The organism is Aliidiomarina sp., assembly GCF_022565475.1.
GTDB lineage: Bacteria > Pseudomonadota > Gammaproteobacteria > Enterobacterales > Alteromonadaceae > Aliidiomarina.
In genome coordinates this window covers 1-13,082 of the sequence record NZ_JAIUMR010000008.1, presented here as the reverse complement: position 1 = coordinate 13,082, position 13,082 = coordinate 1, and the positions used below count along the sequence as shown (strand labels likewise).

Here is a 13,082-nt window from a genome sequence, read left to right as displayed (position 1 = left end):
CTGCGTATTAGTTTGAGTGCAGCAATGTGGAATGTTCAAATGCAATGGCCGTATTATTCATAAACAGCGTCAACAAGTGCTGATCTGTTTCTGTTAATTCGCCGACGCCTTCAATAAACAACATGTAAAAGGCGCCATGCGAAGTTTGATACAGGCCGTAGTAGGTCGCATTGTGAATCTCATAAGCAACTTGGTCTTTGTGCTGGCGCAAAGAATCTAAAATTTGTTGAACTTCAGGTTGCTTTAATTGCTCGCCAACGCGGCCGCTGTATTGTCCTGTGGCGGCGATAATCTGCAATTGCTCGTCGTCCTGCCCACTAGCGGTATAACCTGCCAATGGCAATTTATAATAGGCCGCCACTTTCGAACGCGTTAATAGGGCGACAAGTTGTTCAAGGATTCCTTGGCTTAACTGACTCACCGAACGCGCGGAAAACAGTTCTGCCGAGGCTTGGATAATACGCTCGAGCCCTTGTTTATACTGTTCAATCGCTTGTAAGTCGCGAAACGCACGCAAGCTGGAATACATGAGCGTTAATAGTTTGCGATAGGTCAACTCAGTTTTTTCTTTGTAGTCATCGATATCGAACTTCGCGATGACTTCCTCTTCGGGCGCCTGACCAGGTTGTCCGGTTCTCAGCACAATACGAATCAGTCGGTTTTTCAGATCTTCGCGGGTCCAGCGGGCAACTTCTAAACCCGCATGATCGTCTTCCATGACCACATCGAGGAGCATCAAGGCAAAGTCATCGCGCTCTTGGAGCATTTGCTTTGCCTCTGCCGCTGAATAGGCAGAATGAAACTGCAACGGTCGTTGATCGAGCTTAAAATCACCCAGCGCCATTTTAGTGATGACATGAATTTCATCATCGTCGTCGACAACAAGGATATGAAACGGCTCAGTCGAGCTTTGCTCAGTTGTTGTTTTCGTCTCGTTGGCGAATAAAAACTCGGTCATGGTTCCAATCCTTCGATTCGTTTCCCTAAAAACATGGGGTGATTACGGCCGACGACGATAGCTGTGATCACCACCGACGAACGTATGCAACACTCGAATGCGCCACAGATCGCTAGCATCGATGGTGAATGGGTCTTGATCGACAATAATAAAATCAGCCCATTTACCTGCTTCTAAGGTGCCGGTGACATCGTCAAAATGACCTGCGTATGCAGCGTCGATGGTAAAGCTTCGAATCGCTTCGTGAATCGTCATGCGCTGTTCTGGATACCAGCCCTCAACCGGTTGGTTCTCACGGTCTTGACGAGTTACTGCGGCATGAATGCCATAGAATGGGTTAGCCAGTTCAACCGGAAAATCAGAGCCAGCGGCAATCAGTGAGCCTTGATCGAGGAAGGTTCGCCACGCATATGCACCGGCTATACGTTCACTGCCGACGCGATCTTCAGCCATATTCATGTCCGAGGTCGCATGGGTCGGCTGCATCGACGGGATAATACCGAGCTCCAAGAAGCGCGGGATATCTTCAACTTGCACAATTTGCGCGTGCTCGACACGATGCCGAGGGTCGTTTTTCCAGCTCGATAAGGTCTCGTCTGCGGCAATTTCTTGATCCAGAAGTGCACTAAACTCGTCGAGTGCGAGTCGGTTGGTATAGTCACCGATGGCATGATAATTAATTTGGAAGCCATGATTGTGGACGAGTTCGAAAATAGCGCGAACTTGTTCTGCCGGTGTGATCAGCAGACCGGTATTTTCTTCGTCATCTGAATACGGTTCGATGAGCGCCGCGCCACGACTACCGAGTGCGCCGTCACCGTAAACTTTTACACCACGAATTTGCAAGCGGTCATTGTCGCTGCGATATAGGCCTGCTGCGACAAGTTCGGGTAAAGTTGGTTCGCTTGCGGCAATGAGTGAATGCAATCGAACCGGTAGTTCATCGTTTTCAGCGAGGCGCTTGAAGACCTCCAATTCGCGAGCATTGACGCCCGCGTCATGAACTTGGGTAATGCCAAGCTCGAGGATATGCGCAAAGGCGAGATTCGCACTCTCAACTAATTGATCTTCGTCGACTGGAGGCATGACCTGCTGCACCATCTGCATCGCCGTATCGATGAGCACGCCGGTTGGGTTACCTTCACTATCGCGAATAATTTGGCCGCCGGGCGGATCGATCGTATCTTTATTGATACCCGCCAACTCAAGTGCTTTTGAGTTCGCCCAGCCAGCATGAGCGTCAACGCGAACCAGCCAAACTGGGCGATCGCTAATCACTTCATCCAGGTCGTGACGGGACGGAAAGCGACGGTCTGGCCATAACTCTTGGTTCCAACCACGGCCGAGAATCCAATTTAAATCCTGATGCGCATGTGCATAGTTAGCGACAGCCGCAACAGCGTGGGTCCGGCTCGTGAGATCGCGTAAATCCACCTGAATGAGGTTACTACCGAGACTTAAAATGTGACCGTGACTATCAATAAGTCCGGGGAGAACCGTGCGCCCGCGCAAATCATAACGGCGGTCAATAACTAACTCGTCGAGCAAATCTTCATCACCGACTGCCACCACGCGACCGTCTTTTACGGCCAAAACTTGAAAGGTTTTCAGAACTGCGTTCTCGCCAGGTTCACCGCTAAACGTGTAACCGTTCAAATTATGGAATACGGTAACAGCCTGAGCGTCCTTCTCTTTTTCTTCTTCGGCTTTAGCATGGGCGATACCACCGCCCAGTAGGGCAAAGCTGACTGTGGCTGCGCACAACATGGTATGGGCGAAAAAGTGCTTTAATGCCGGCATATATCGATTCCTCTATCGAATTTCAACGTCGAAAACTTAGCGATACTATACTCACAAGTCGTCACTTTAGCATAACTGCAGTGTAAGAAAATCGTAAGAGCAGGCAAGTTTATCGGTGAATTCATCTCAAATTTCACTCAATTCAGCAACTAAACTACAAAAATGGCGTCGGACTTGTATACTATATTTGTTAAAGTAATGAGTGTTTTAGTTAAAAAGTAATTCGATCTACTAAACGTGGTCAATAAAACTGCGTTCAATTCGGCTGATACTAGCGCTTAAAAACGAGCCCCATAAATTTATGAAGATTTTAATTATTGATCCACAATTTATTACGCGCACAGGGCTGATTCATTTAATCACAGCCCAGCCAGGCTCGATCGCTATCTATGAAGCAACCACTATGGCGATTGCCCGGGACTACCTTGAATCGGGTGAGACGTTCGATTTGATTTTTACCGAGTTAGATTTGCCTGACTGTGATCATCGTTACATTGCAAATACGTTAAAGCAGTCTGCTCCTGAGTCACACATTGCCTTGTTTACTTGGCGCGAAGCAAGCGGGGATGTGCAGCCGGCTTTGTTTCAAGGTGCGCAAAGCTACTTGTGCAAGAATTCGAGTGCTGAAGAGGTCAAGTTAGCAATTCATGGTTTGCTACAGAATAAACCCTACCTGCCTGATGTGCGCGCAATCGGGTCGAATGCGCCTTCAGAGGCTGAGCGGAAATTGTCGCCACGCCAGCGCGAAATCATGCAATTATTAGCGCAGGGCTTGTCGAATAAAGAGATCGCGAGCATTTTAGGGATCACCGAAGGGACAATTCGAGTGCACTTGTCGGCAATTTTTAAAGCGATAAAAGTGTCGAATCGAACGGAAGCGACGCTCTGGTATCTCTTGCGCCAAGGTTAATGCGGGTCTCTTGACTTAACCCAAGGATCGCAGATGAATTTACAGCAGTTACAACAGCAATTAGAGGTTCAACATAAGGCGCCGGTTGAGCGATGGAATCCTGCCTTTTGTGGTGACATCGATATTGTCATTAAAGCGGATGGGTGCTGGTTCTATATGGGATCGGAAATCACCCGTCAGCCGCTTGTTCGCTTGTTTGCTTCGGTCCTTAAACAAGAAGGTGATGAGTTCTTTCTGGTCACTCCGGTTGAAAAAGTTCGCATTCAAGTTGAAGACCTTCCTTTCCTCATTGTGTCCTGGGCGCATGTTCCCACAGAGATGGCGCACAATTTAATTCAAGTTGAAACGAATATTGGTGAGTCCTATCTTCTTTCGCAAGAACATCCATTACTGATCATTCACGATCAGCCCGCCGTGATGATTCGCGATAAACTTTACGCGCGGGTGCATCGAAATGTTTATTATCAATGGGCCGAAATCGCTGAAGAGCAAATCACAAAAGAGCAAACTGAGTATGTACTGCGCAGTGGCGATGATGTGTTTCCTTTGTCCGCTACCGCGCTTTGAATTTGCCCCGTTTCAGCGCTTCAGCTATGATTGCGCCGTTTATTTCTAGTGAAGAGAACCTCATGTCGACGTCCTTGCGAATCTGTCTTGCTCAAATCAATGCAACTGTGGGAGCGCTTGCTGCCAATACGGATCAGATGATTGCCGCTATAGCTGCCAACAGCCAAGATGATCTGATTGTTTTCCCAGAGTTCGCGCTGTGCGGATATCCACCCGAAGATTTATTGATGCGAGCCGACTTTCATCGTCGAATCAATCAGCAGCTTGAGCGTATCAAAGCAGCAACGCGAACAACAGCGGCAGCTGTCAGTTATCCATTTTACGAAGACGGCAATTATTTCAGTGTGTTGAGTGTTTTTCATAATGGCAAAGAGGTTGCACATTATCGCAAGCAAAGACTCCCCAATTACGCTGTATTTGATGAGCTTCGCTATTTTAAGCCGGGAGATTCCGCAACTGTTTTTGAACTAAAAGGAACCAAGCTGGGCTTGTTGATCTGCGAAGATTTGTGGCATCCAGAGCCGGCAGCGCAGGCACGTGCAGCAGGCGCAGAGATCCTTGTTGCGGTGAATGCGTCGCCGTTCGAAGAATACAAATATGAACAGCGCTTGCAGGTGTTGAGAGCGCGTTGCGTCGAGAATCAAATCCCCTTGGTTTATGTGAACTTAGTTGGCGGCCAAGACGAGCTTGTTTTTGATGGTAACTCGTTAGTGATGGATGCGACTGGGTCGGTTTCAGCACATTTGCCACATTGCCAAACTGCTTATCAATCCGTTGAGTTTTCTGGTCACACCCCACACGCCTATGAATTACCGGCAGCTGTCGAGAACGAAGCGAGTATCTATCAAGCATTGGTTCTTGCCTTGCGTGACTATGTTGAAAAAAATGGCTTTCGCTCAGTGTTGCTCGGACTTTCCGGTGGGATAGATTCAGCTTTAACGCTCGCGCTCGCGGTTGATGCGATCGGTGCGGATCGGGTTCGTGCGGTGATGATGCCTTACCACTATACCGCAGAAATGAGTGTTAGTGACGCTGAAGAACAAGCAAAGTGGCTTGGTTGTCAATTTGACATTGTGCCGATTGCGCCCATGGTCGAAAGTTTCTTGACGACTTTAAATCCGTTGTTTGCTGATACCCCAAAAGACACCACTGAAGAAAACTTGCAGGCCCGTTGTCGTGGCGTCTTATTGATGGCGCTGTCGAATAAATATGGTAGTTTATTACTAACAACGGGAAATAAAAGTGAGCTCGCTGTTGGTTATTGCACCCTCTATGGGGATATGTGTGGTGGCTTTGCACCGATTAAAGATTTGCCAAAGTCACTCGTTTATCGTTTGTCGACGTATCGCAACACGCTATCACCGGCAATTCCTGAACGCGTCATTACCCGAGCACCTTCGGCAGAGTTGGCGCCTGATCAAAAAGACGAAGACTCATTGCCACCGTATGACACGTTAGATGAAATAATCGATGGTTATGCGGAGCGCGATCTCTCGGTTGCTGATTTAGTCGCGCTTGGCTATGACCGTCAAACCGTCAAAGACGTGATTCGTCTGATCGAACGCAACGAATACAAGCGCAAACAAGGAGCTCCGGGGCCGAAAGTGACCCGTCGCAACTTTAACAAAGATCGCCGTTACCCAATTACCAATCAATATGTCGGCGCTTTGATGCAAGACTGATTCAATAGCTCGGAGAGTATACAAAAATGAAAAAGATCGAAGCGATAATCAAACCGTTTAAGCTTGATGATGTGCGCGCTGCACTCTCTGAAATTGGAATCGCCGGTATGACTGTGTCAGAAGTGAAAGGCTTTGGCCGTCAACGAGGGCACACCGAACTCTATCGGGGTGCTGAATACATGGTCGATTTTTTACCGAAAGTGAAGCTCGAGATTGTCGTTGCCGATGATGATGTGGAGCGTTGTGTGGAAGTGATTATTGAAACCGCACAAACCGGTAAAATTGGTGATGGAAAGATTTTTGTCTCCAGTGTTGAGCGTGTGATTCGAATTCGGACGGGTGAAGAAAATGAGGACGCTATTTAGCGTCCTCATGGGTTGTTCAGGGCGGTGCGGCTGAGCTTAGAAATTAGCCGCTAAAACGCGTCGAGCATCGCTCGCTTGATTCGTCAGCCCTAGCGCATCATAACTTTCAATCATAATTTCCAGCGCACGCTTTACTTCAACAACGTTCGGGAAGTTATCGATAATATAGATTCCCCGGTTGGCAGCAGCCATATACGCTTCACGACGTAAATAATACTCAGCGGCGGCGAGCTCGTGTTGCGCCAGTCGCGCTTGAATGCCAACCATGCGCGCACGTGCGTCGGCGGCATAAGGGCTGTCCGGATGGCGTTGAATCAGTTCGGCAAAATCGTCAAACGCTCGTTCTGCATAGACTGGATTGCGGTCACTGCGGTCAATACCAAAAGCGTCTTGGAAAAAACTACCTTCAGCTTGCAAATGAACTAAACCGCGCATATAGCGGACGTAGTCATTATCGGCGTGGTTCGGGTTGAGTGATAAGAAACGGTCAATGACCGTTAATGCGCGATCTTGGTTACCGGTTTTATATTCAACGTAAATAAGGTCCAGTTGGACTTGTTGTGCATAAGGCCCAAACGGGTAGCGAGTATTGATTGAACGTAAAACGTTGGCGGCATCAGAGAATCGAGCGCTACGAATCATACCTTGGGCTAATTGATACATTTCATCGACTTGAGAACGTTGAGCAACGTCATCGGGCTTCGAGGAGCATCCGCTCAAAACGAGCATACTAAGAACTGCAATGGTTAAAACGACTCTCATGGTTGTTGTGTTCTCTTATTATTTCCGTTGAATTGCTGGGATGTTTGTTGCTATCTGAAGTACAATAGTCTCAGATTTGCGATTGTAACGCACATTCGAATTAATGCACAGCCGCGCGTTGAATCCGCGTGCTGCAACTAATACACGCCAGTAGCAGGCACAAAGTACAGGTTCTATGACTGATATTATCCAACAACAAGCAATTGTCCCTGAACATTTACTGGGTAGCCGATTGGACTCGGCACTCGCTGAATTGTTCCCTGATTTTTCTCGCTCGCGCTTAAAAAACTGGATCCTTGACGGTAAGGTCTCGGTGAACGGCGTTGTTGTCGTTAAACCTCGCGAGAAAGTATTGTCAGGTCAACAGATCGACTTACAAGCCGAGTTGGAAGCGGAAGTGTTCTCTGAGCCGCAAGACATCGCGCTGAATATTGTCTACGAAGACGACGATTTGCTGGTGTTGAACAAACCAGCAGGCCTAGTTGTGCACCCAGGTGCCGGTACACCTGATGGGACGTTATTAAATGCATTGCTGCACCATTGCCCGCAAGTAGAGCAGTTGCCGCGCGCTGGAATTGTCCATCGACTCGACAAAGAAACGACTGGATTAATGGTGGTTGCGAAAAATATCGCGACCTATACAGCGCTCGTTGCAGCGTTGCAAGCTCGCGAGATTACCCGTGAGTATGAAGCCATAGCGATTGGCGTGATGACCGCCGGCGGCACAATCAATGCACCGATTGGACGTCATCCGACGAAACGTACGCACATGGCCGTGCACCCGAATGGAAAGCCGGCAACGACGCATTATCGAGTGGCGGAGCGTTTTCGTGCGCACACGCGTTTACGTTTGCGCTTGGAAAGTGGCCGTACACATCAAATTCGCGTCCACATGGCCCATTTGTCTTATCCCTTAGTGGGTGACCCTCAATACGGTGGGCGACCACGTCCGCCAAAACAAGCCTCGGCAGAGTTTATGGAGGTGATGCGCGGTTTTCATCGCCAAGCATTACATGCCACACGCTTGGCGCTTGTTCACCCGGGCACTGGCGAAATGATGGAATGGACAGCACCGCTTCCTGAAGATATGCAAGAGTTGCTGCGCGTTCTCCGCACGGATTATAAGGAACACGGCGAAGCATGATGGGATTAACGCCGCAACTAAACACCATAACCGGCGTACGTGCGTTTAGTACAACCCGACATGGTGGTGTAAGTGCGGCACCGTTTGCTTCGCTAAATCTGGGCAGTCATGTTGGTGATCTTCCCGCTGCAGTGCAGAAGAATCGACAGCGCTTGGTCCAAGCCTTAAAATTGCCACATGAACCCTGCTGGTTGAATCAAGTACATGAGAATACGGTGGTTCGTCTTATGTCCGGAGCCTGTGCCGACACCCCCGAAGCCGATGCCTCATACACGAACGTGAAAGGAACCGTGTTAGCGATTCAAACAGCAGATTGCTTACCCATTCTACTTGCTGCTGATGATGGCAGCGAGATTGCCGCGATTCATAGTGGCTGGCGCAGTCTAGCTGCTGGAATCATTCGTGCCACACTTGAGCAATTTTCTTCGTCACCGCAGCGTATTCACGCTTGGTTAGGTCCTGCAATAGGCTCTGAGCACTTCGAAGTGGGTGACGACGTGCGCAGTGCCATGCTGGACTTGAATACAGAACATGAGTCCGCATTTAAGCCTTATGGTGAAAAATATCTTGCAGATCTTACAGCAATTGCCAGCCAAACGTTGCGCTCGCTTGGCGTCAATACCATCGAAGCAAGTCAGATATGCACCTATGCCAATGCCGAAGATTACTTTTCATTTCGTCGCGATGGCCAGACTGGGCGTATGGCTTCATTGATCTGGATGGAATAACCGACAGAAGCTAGACCTTGCTATACCCCTTCGTAAATAATTGTTTACAAAAATTCATAAAGGCCTTGAAACTGTTCAAATCATACCCACATTAGTGACATAGGTATTTGTCAGCTTTTTGTGAGGTACAGCATGCGAATGGATCGTCTAACCAGTAAATTTCAATCTGCTATTGCAGAAGCCCAATCCATGGCGCTTGGGCGAGACCATCAATTTATCGAACCCGTCCATATTATGCTTGCCCTGTTAAATCAGGACGGTGGCACTGTGCGACCTTTGCTGCAACAGCTCGGTATTAATATAGCGACTTTCCGCAGTGAATTGACCAAGTTACTTGAATCGCTTCCAGAAGTGCAGGGCACCGGTGGTGATGTGCAAGTGTCGCGAGACACCATTAATCTCCTTAATTTGTGCGATAAACACGCGCAAAAACGTCAAGATAGTTATATTTCTAGTGAGCTATTTATCCTTGCTGCTACCGAAGACAAAGGAAAGCTCGGTGGACTCCTGAAGAGCCAAGGAGTCACAGTTAATCAAGTTGAAAAGGTGATTGCAGACATGCGCAAAGGCCAAAATGTTGATGACCCAAATGCAGAAGAGCAACGGCAGGCATTGCAAAAATACACGATTGATTTGACCGAGCGTGCCGAGCAAGGAAAACTCGATCCGGTGATTGGGCGTGATGAAGAGATCCGTCGAGCCATTCAAGTTTTGCAACGTCGAACCAAAAACAACCCTGTCCTTATCGGTGAACCCGGTGTGGGTAAAACCGCCATTGTTGAAGGGTTGGCGCAACGAATTATTAATGGTGAGGTGCCCGAGGGTCTCAAACATAAGCGCGTTTTATCTCTCGACCTTGGTGCTTTGCTCGCCGGTGCGAAATATCGCGGTGAATTCGAAGAACGTTTAAAGGCCGTTCTGAATGAGCTACAGCAAGAAGAAGGTAACGTCATTCTCTTTATTGATGAGTTACACACCATGGTCGGTGCGGGTAAAGCGGAAGGTGCAATGGATGCGGGTAATATGCTTAAACCTGCATTAGCCCGCGGTGAATTGCATTGCGTGGGTGCGACCACCTTAAACGAGTACCGTCAATATATTGAAAAAGATGCTGCGCTTGAGCGCCGCTTCCAAAAAGTTTTGGTCGATGAGCCGTCCGTTGAAGACACCATCGCGATACTGCGTGGTTTGAAAGAAAAGTATGAGATCCATCATTCGGTTGAAATTACTGATCCTGCGATTGTCGCGGCAGCTACCTTGTCACATCGTTATATCAGCGATCGTCAACTACCGGACAAAGCAATTGACCTTATAGATGAAGCCGCATCAAGTATTCGGATGCAAATGGACTCCAAGCCTGAAGAACTTGATCGCCTTGAGCGCAGAATCATTCAGCTTAAGTTAGAGCGCCAAGCGTTGGCGAAAGAAAAGGACGACGCGAGTAAAAAGCGGCGCGAGGCTTTGGAAGAGGAAATGACATCGCTGGAAAAAAGCTATGCCGATCTTGAAGAAGTTTGGAACAGCGAAAAACTTGCCGTGCAGGGGCATCAGCACATTAAGGAACAACTCGACCAAGCACGAATTGAGTTAGAAGCTGCAAATCGTGCCCGCGACTTGAATCGTATGGCCGAATTGCAATACGGCAAAATTCCAGACCTCGAGCGAAAACTTGAAGCGGCTCTGAATGCAGAAATGCAAGAGATGTCGTTGCTGCGTAATCGTGTTACTGATGAAGAGATTGCCGAGGTGCTATCGCGTTGGACCGGCATTCCCGTGGCGAAAATGCTGGAGGGCGAGCGTGATAAGTTGTTGCAGATGGAGACCAATTTACATCAGCGGGTTGTCGGTCAGCATGAGGCGGTCGTGGCTGTCGCCAATGCGATTCGTCGCTCTCGAGCTGGTTTGAGTGACCCAGATCGGCCAATTGGTTCGTTCCTCTTTTTAGGACCAACCGGGGTCGGTAAAACTGAGTTATGCAAAGCGCTGGCGCACTTCATGTTCGATACCGATGACGCAATGGTTCGGATTGATATGTCGGAGTTTATGGAGAAGCACTCGGTCTCACGTCTAGTTGGCGCGCCTCCGGGATACGTAGGCTATGAAGAAGGCGGCTACTTAACTGAAGCTGTTCGACGTCGCCCGTACTCAGTGATCTTACTTGATGAAGTTGAAAAGGCGCACCCAGACGTTTTCAATATCCTTTTACAAGTATTGGATGATGGGCGTTTGACCGATGGTCAGGGACGTACAGTCGACTTTCGTAATACGGTCATTATTATGACCTCAAACTTAGGTTCGCACTTGATTCAAGAGCACGCGGGGCAGGTAGATTATGACGGCATGAAAGCCATGCTGCAGGATGTGTTAACCAGCTCATTCCGGCCTGAGTTTTTAAACCGAATTGACGAAACCGTTGTGTTTCATCCGTTGGACAATGAACACATTCAAAGAATTGCGAAAATTCAATTACAACGTTTGTTTAAACGCTTAGCCGATCGCGATTACCGTTTAGTAATTTCCGACGCGGCTCTGGCTCAACTCGGTAAAGCAGGATTCGATCCTGTGTATGGTGCGCGCCCATTGAAACGCGCAATTCAAGCGGAGCTGGAAAACCCGTTAGCGCAGAAAATACTTGCGGGTGAGTTTGTTCCCGGAGTGGAGATCTACGTCGATGCCGGTGATGATGGCTTAGTGATGCGACAAGGCTAATTTTATAGCTGAAAAAGCGCGGGTATACCTTTGTGTGTACCCGCGCTTTTCTTTAGCGATGTTTTATTATTGCCAAGACGTTGAAGCGAAGCACACCGACACTAAACTGCACAGTCAGGTTCAGTCTGCGGTAAACGGAGACTTGGCATCCCATCAGATGTTCATGGTATGCTAAGAAATTAGCAATTCAATATTTGTGGCCACTCAGGACTCTCTATGCCAGAACAAAATAAACGTCGTGGTATCTATTTGTTACCAAACTTACTGACTACAGCTGGATTATTTTCTGGCTTTTACGCAATTGTTGCGTCAATGAATGGTGATTTCCAACTTGCGGCTATCGCAATCTTTGTTGCCATGGTATTTGACGGTCTTGATGGCCGAGTTGCACGACTAACCAATACACAAAGTGAGTTTGGTGCTGAGTATGACTCCATGGCCGATATCGTCTCTTTTGGCATTGCACCTGCATTAGTCGCTTATAATTGGGCGCTACATGATGTAGGCAAGCTCGGTTGGCTGGCTGCGTTTATCTTTGTTGCCGGTGGTGCATTGCGGTTAGCACGTTTCAATACAGCGCACGGCACTGCGGACAAGAAATATTTCCAAGGTTTAGCGATTCCTAGTGCGGCAGCAATTGTTGCCGGTTTAGTTTGGGTCGGTGCGCGCTATGAGATCGATCCTGATTCAGTAAGTTATATTGTTGTTTTCTTCACGATCGCCTGTGGTTTGCTCATGGTGAGTAACTTTAAGTACCATTCATTTAAAGATCTTGATTGGCGCGAAAACGTAAACTTCCTCGTTCTCTTGCTGGTGGTCCTTATTTTTGTCGTTGTCGCTACAGCACCGGCTATTGTTCTGTTTATTCTTTTTACTATCTATGCGATCTCGGGCCCAGTGATGACCATAAAAAGTGTCAGCAAGTTAAAGTTGGAGCACATCTTAGGCGACCCACAAGAAGACGGCACGAATAAAGCAGAGGCTTCGGTCAAAGCAAGCAAAGAGAAAAGCAGTGAAAAAGAGGTTAAAGCTGAGGAAGTGAACGATAAATCAAAAGAATAGCTCTTTCCGCAGTAGAAAGTCGTCTATTTGAGTGTACCCACAAGGTACTTTCAATGTAGACGAAATGTTAATAACAATGCCCTGAAGTGTGGTTTTTAATCACTTTCGGGGCATTTTGGTTATTATCTCGGCAAACGCTAAAAAACTTGAAAAAAGTGCTTGATCAAGACGCTGGGATCTCTATAATGCGCATCCGTTGTCAGGGAGAACTGGCAACACAGAGGAAAGACTTGAAAAAATCATTTACAAGCTCTTGACTTCTTCGGTAGGTAGCGTAAAATTCGCTTCCCTGCTTCGGCAAGCTCCGAAGCAAAACGTTCTTTAACAATATATCAAGCCAAGCAATCTGTGTGGGCACTTGCATCAGAACTGCATCGACCAAAGCTACTTCGGTA

At 48.0% G+C, this 13,082-nt stretch carries 12 protein-coding genes; 8 read left to right on the top strand and 4 right to left on the bottom strand.

Going from position 1 to position 13,082, the window contains the following annotated elements; all coding sequences use genetic code 11:
- Positions 1-7: 7 nt before the first annotated feature.
- Positions 8-958 (bottom strand): DUF3369 domain-containing protein, encoded by a 951-nt coding sequence (locus tag LAT77_RS08155; RefSeq protein ID WP_290564067.1) that lies wholly within the window; start codon positions 956-958, stop codon positions 8-10.
- A gap of 42 nt (positions 959-1,000) precedes the next feature.
- Positions 1,001-2,758, bottom strand: coding sequence for an amidohydrolase (locus LAT77_RS08150; RefSeq protein WP_290564066.1), 1,758 nt, complete (start codon positions 2,756-2,758; stop codon positions 1,001-1,003).
- 301 nt (positions 2,759-3,059) lie between these two features.
- Between LAT77_RS08150 and LAT77_RS08145 the strand changes: the two genes are divergently transcribed.
- The 4 genes from LAT77_RS08145 (at position 3,060) to glnB (ending at position 6,282) form a co-directional block, all read left to right on the top strand.
- Positions 3,060-3,668, top strand: a complete 609-nt coding sequence (locus LAT77_RS08145) for a response regulator transcription factor (protein WP_290564065.1) — start codon at positions 3,060-3,062, stop codon at positions 3,666-3,668.
- Positions 3,669-3,701: 33 nt separating this feature from the next.
- Positions 3,702-4,235 (top strand): DUF1285 domain-containing protein, encoded by a 534-nt coding sequence (locus tag LAT77_RS08140; RefSeq protein WP_290564064.1) that lies wholly within the window; start codon positions 3,702-3,704, stop codon positions 4,233-4,235.
- Between the two features lie 62 nt (positions 4,236-4,297).
- Positions 4,298-5,917 (top strand): NAD+ synthase, encoded by a 1,620-nt coding sequence (locus LAT77_RS08135; RefSeq protein WP_290564063.1) that lies wholly within the window; start codon positions 4,298-4,300, stop codon positions 5,915-5,917.
- Positions 5,918-5,943: 26 nt separating this feature from the next.
- Positions 5,944-6,282, top strand: a complete 339-nt coding sequence (gene glnB / locus LAT77_RS08130) for a nitrogen regulatory protein P-II (RefSeq protein ID WP_290564062.1) — start codon at positions 5,944-5,946, stop codon at positions 6,280-6,282.
- A gap of 36 nt (positions 6,283-6,318) precedes the next feature.
- Here glnB and LAT77_RS08125 read toward each other — a convergent pair whose 3' ends face one another.
- Positions 6,319-7,044, bottom strand: coding sequence for an outer membrane protein assembly factor BamD (locus LAT77_RS08125; RefSeq protein WP_290564061.1), 726 nt, complete (start codon positions 7,042-7,044; stop codon positions 6,319-6,321).
- A 175-nt stretch (positions 7,045-7,219) separates the two neighbouring features.
- On the opposite strand from LAT77_RS08125, the gene rluD reads away from it, so the two are divergent.
- The 4 genes from rluD (at position 7,220) to pssA (ending at position 12,687) form a co-directional block, all read left to right on the top strand.
- Positions 7,220-8,188: a 23S rRNA pseudouridine(1911/1915/1917) synthase RluD gene (rluD, locus tag LAT77_RS08120; RefSeq protein ID WP_290564060.1), complete on the top strand. Its 969-nt coding sequence runs from the start codon at positions 7,220-7,222 to the stop codon at positions 8,186-8,188.
- Positions 8,185-8,916 carry a peptidoglycan editing factor PgeF gene (gene pgeF, locus LAT77_RS08115; RefSeq protein WP_290564059.1) on the top strand — a complete coding sequence of 244 codons (732 nt, stop codon included), beginning with the start codon at positions 8,185-8,187 and terminating at the stop codon, positions 8,914-8,916. The genes rluD and pgeF overlap by 4 nt, the downstream gene beginning before the upstream one ends.
- A gap of 132 nt (positions 8,917-9,048) precedes the next feature.
- Positions 9,049-11,625: an ATP-dependent chaperone ClpB gene (gene clpB, locus LAT77_RS08110; RefSeq protein WP_290564058.1), complete on the top strand. Its 2,577-nt coding sequence runs from the start codon at positions 9,049-9,051 to the stop codon at positions 11,623-11,625.
- Between the two features lie 216 nt (positions 11,626-11,841).
- Positions 11,842-12,687, top strand: a complete 846-nt coding sequence (pssA, locus tag LAT77_RS08105) for a CDP-diacylglycerol--serine O-phosphatidyltransferase (RefSeq protein ID WP_290564057.1) — start codon at positions 11,842-11,844, stop codon at positions 12,685-12,687.
- A 199-nt stretch (positions 12,688-12,886) separates the two neighbouring features.
- On the opposite strand, the gene LAT77_RS08100 is transcribed toward pssA, so the two are convergent.
- The coding region (locus tag LAT77_RS08100; protein ID WP_290564056.1) for a hypothetical protein at positions 12,887-13,082 on the bottom strand (196 nt) is incomplete at its 5' end.

What these genes read in the sequence shown, in the direction of transcription:
- LAT77_RS08155 (WP_290564067.1), bottom strand. Translation starts at nt 958, where the DNA reads ATGACCGAGTTTTTATTCGCCAACGAGACGAAAACAACAACTGAGCAA.
- LAT77_RS08150 (WP_290564066.1), bottom strand. Translation starts at nt 2,758, where the DNA reads ATGCCGGCATTAAAGCACTTTTTCGCCCATACCATGTTGTGCGCAGCC.
- LAT77_RS08145 (WP_290564065.1), top strand. Translation starts at nt 3,060, where the DNA reads ATGAAGATTTTAATTATTGATCCACAATTTATTACGCGCACAGGGCTG.
- LAT77_RS08140 (WP_290564064.1), top strand. Translation starts at nt 3,702, where the DNA reads ATGAATTTACAGCAGTTACAACAGCAATTAGAGGTTCAACATAAGGCG.
- LAT77_RS08135 (WP_290564063.1), top strand. Translation starts at nt 4,298, where the DNA reads ATGTCGACGTCCTTGCGAATCTGTCTTGCTCAAATCAATGCAACTGTG.
- glnB (WP_290564062.1), top strand. Translation starts at nt 5,944, where the DNA reads ATGAAAAAGATCGAAGCGATAATCAAACCGTTTAAGCTTGATGATGTG.
- LAT77_RS08125 (WP_290564061.1), bottom strand. Translation starts at nt 7,044, where the DNA reads ATGAGAGTCGTTTTAACCATTGCAGTTCTTAGTATGCTCGTTTTGAGC.
- rluD (WP_290564060.1), top strand. Translation starts at nt 7,220, where the DNA reads ATGACTGATATTATCCAACAACAAGCAATTGTCCCTGAACATTTACTG.
- pgeF (WP_290564059.1), top strand. Translation starts at nt 8,185, where the DNA reads ATGATGGGATTAACGCCGCAACTAAACACCATAACCGGCGTACGTGCG.
- clpB (WP_290564058.1), top strand. Translation starts at nt 9,049, where the DNA reads ATGCGAATGGATCGTCTAACCAGTAAATTTCAATCTGCTATTGCAGAA.
- pssA (WP_290564057.1), top strand. Translation starts at nt 11,842, where the DNA reads ATGCCAGAACAAAATAAACGTCGTGGTATCTATTTGTTACCAAACTTA.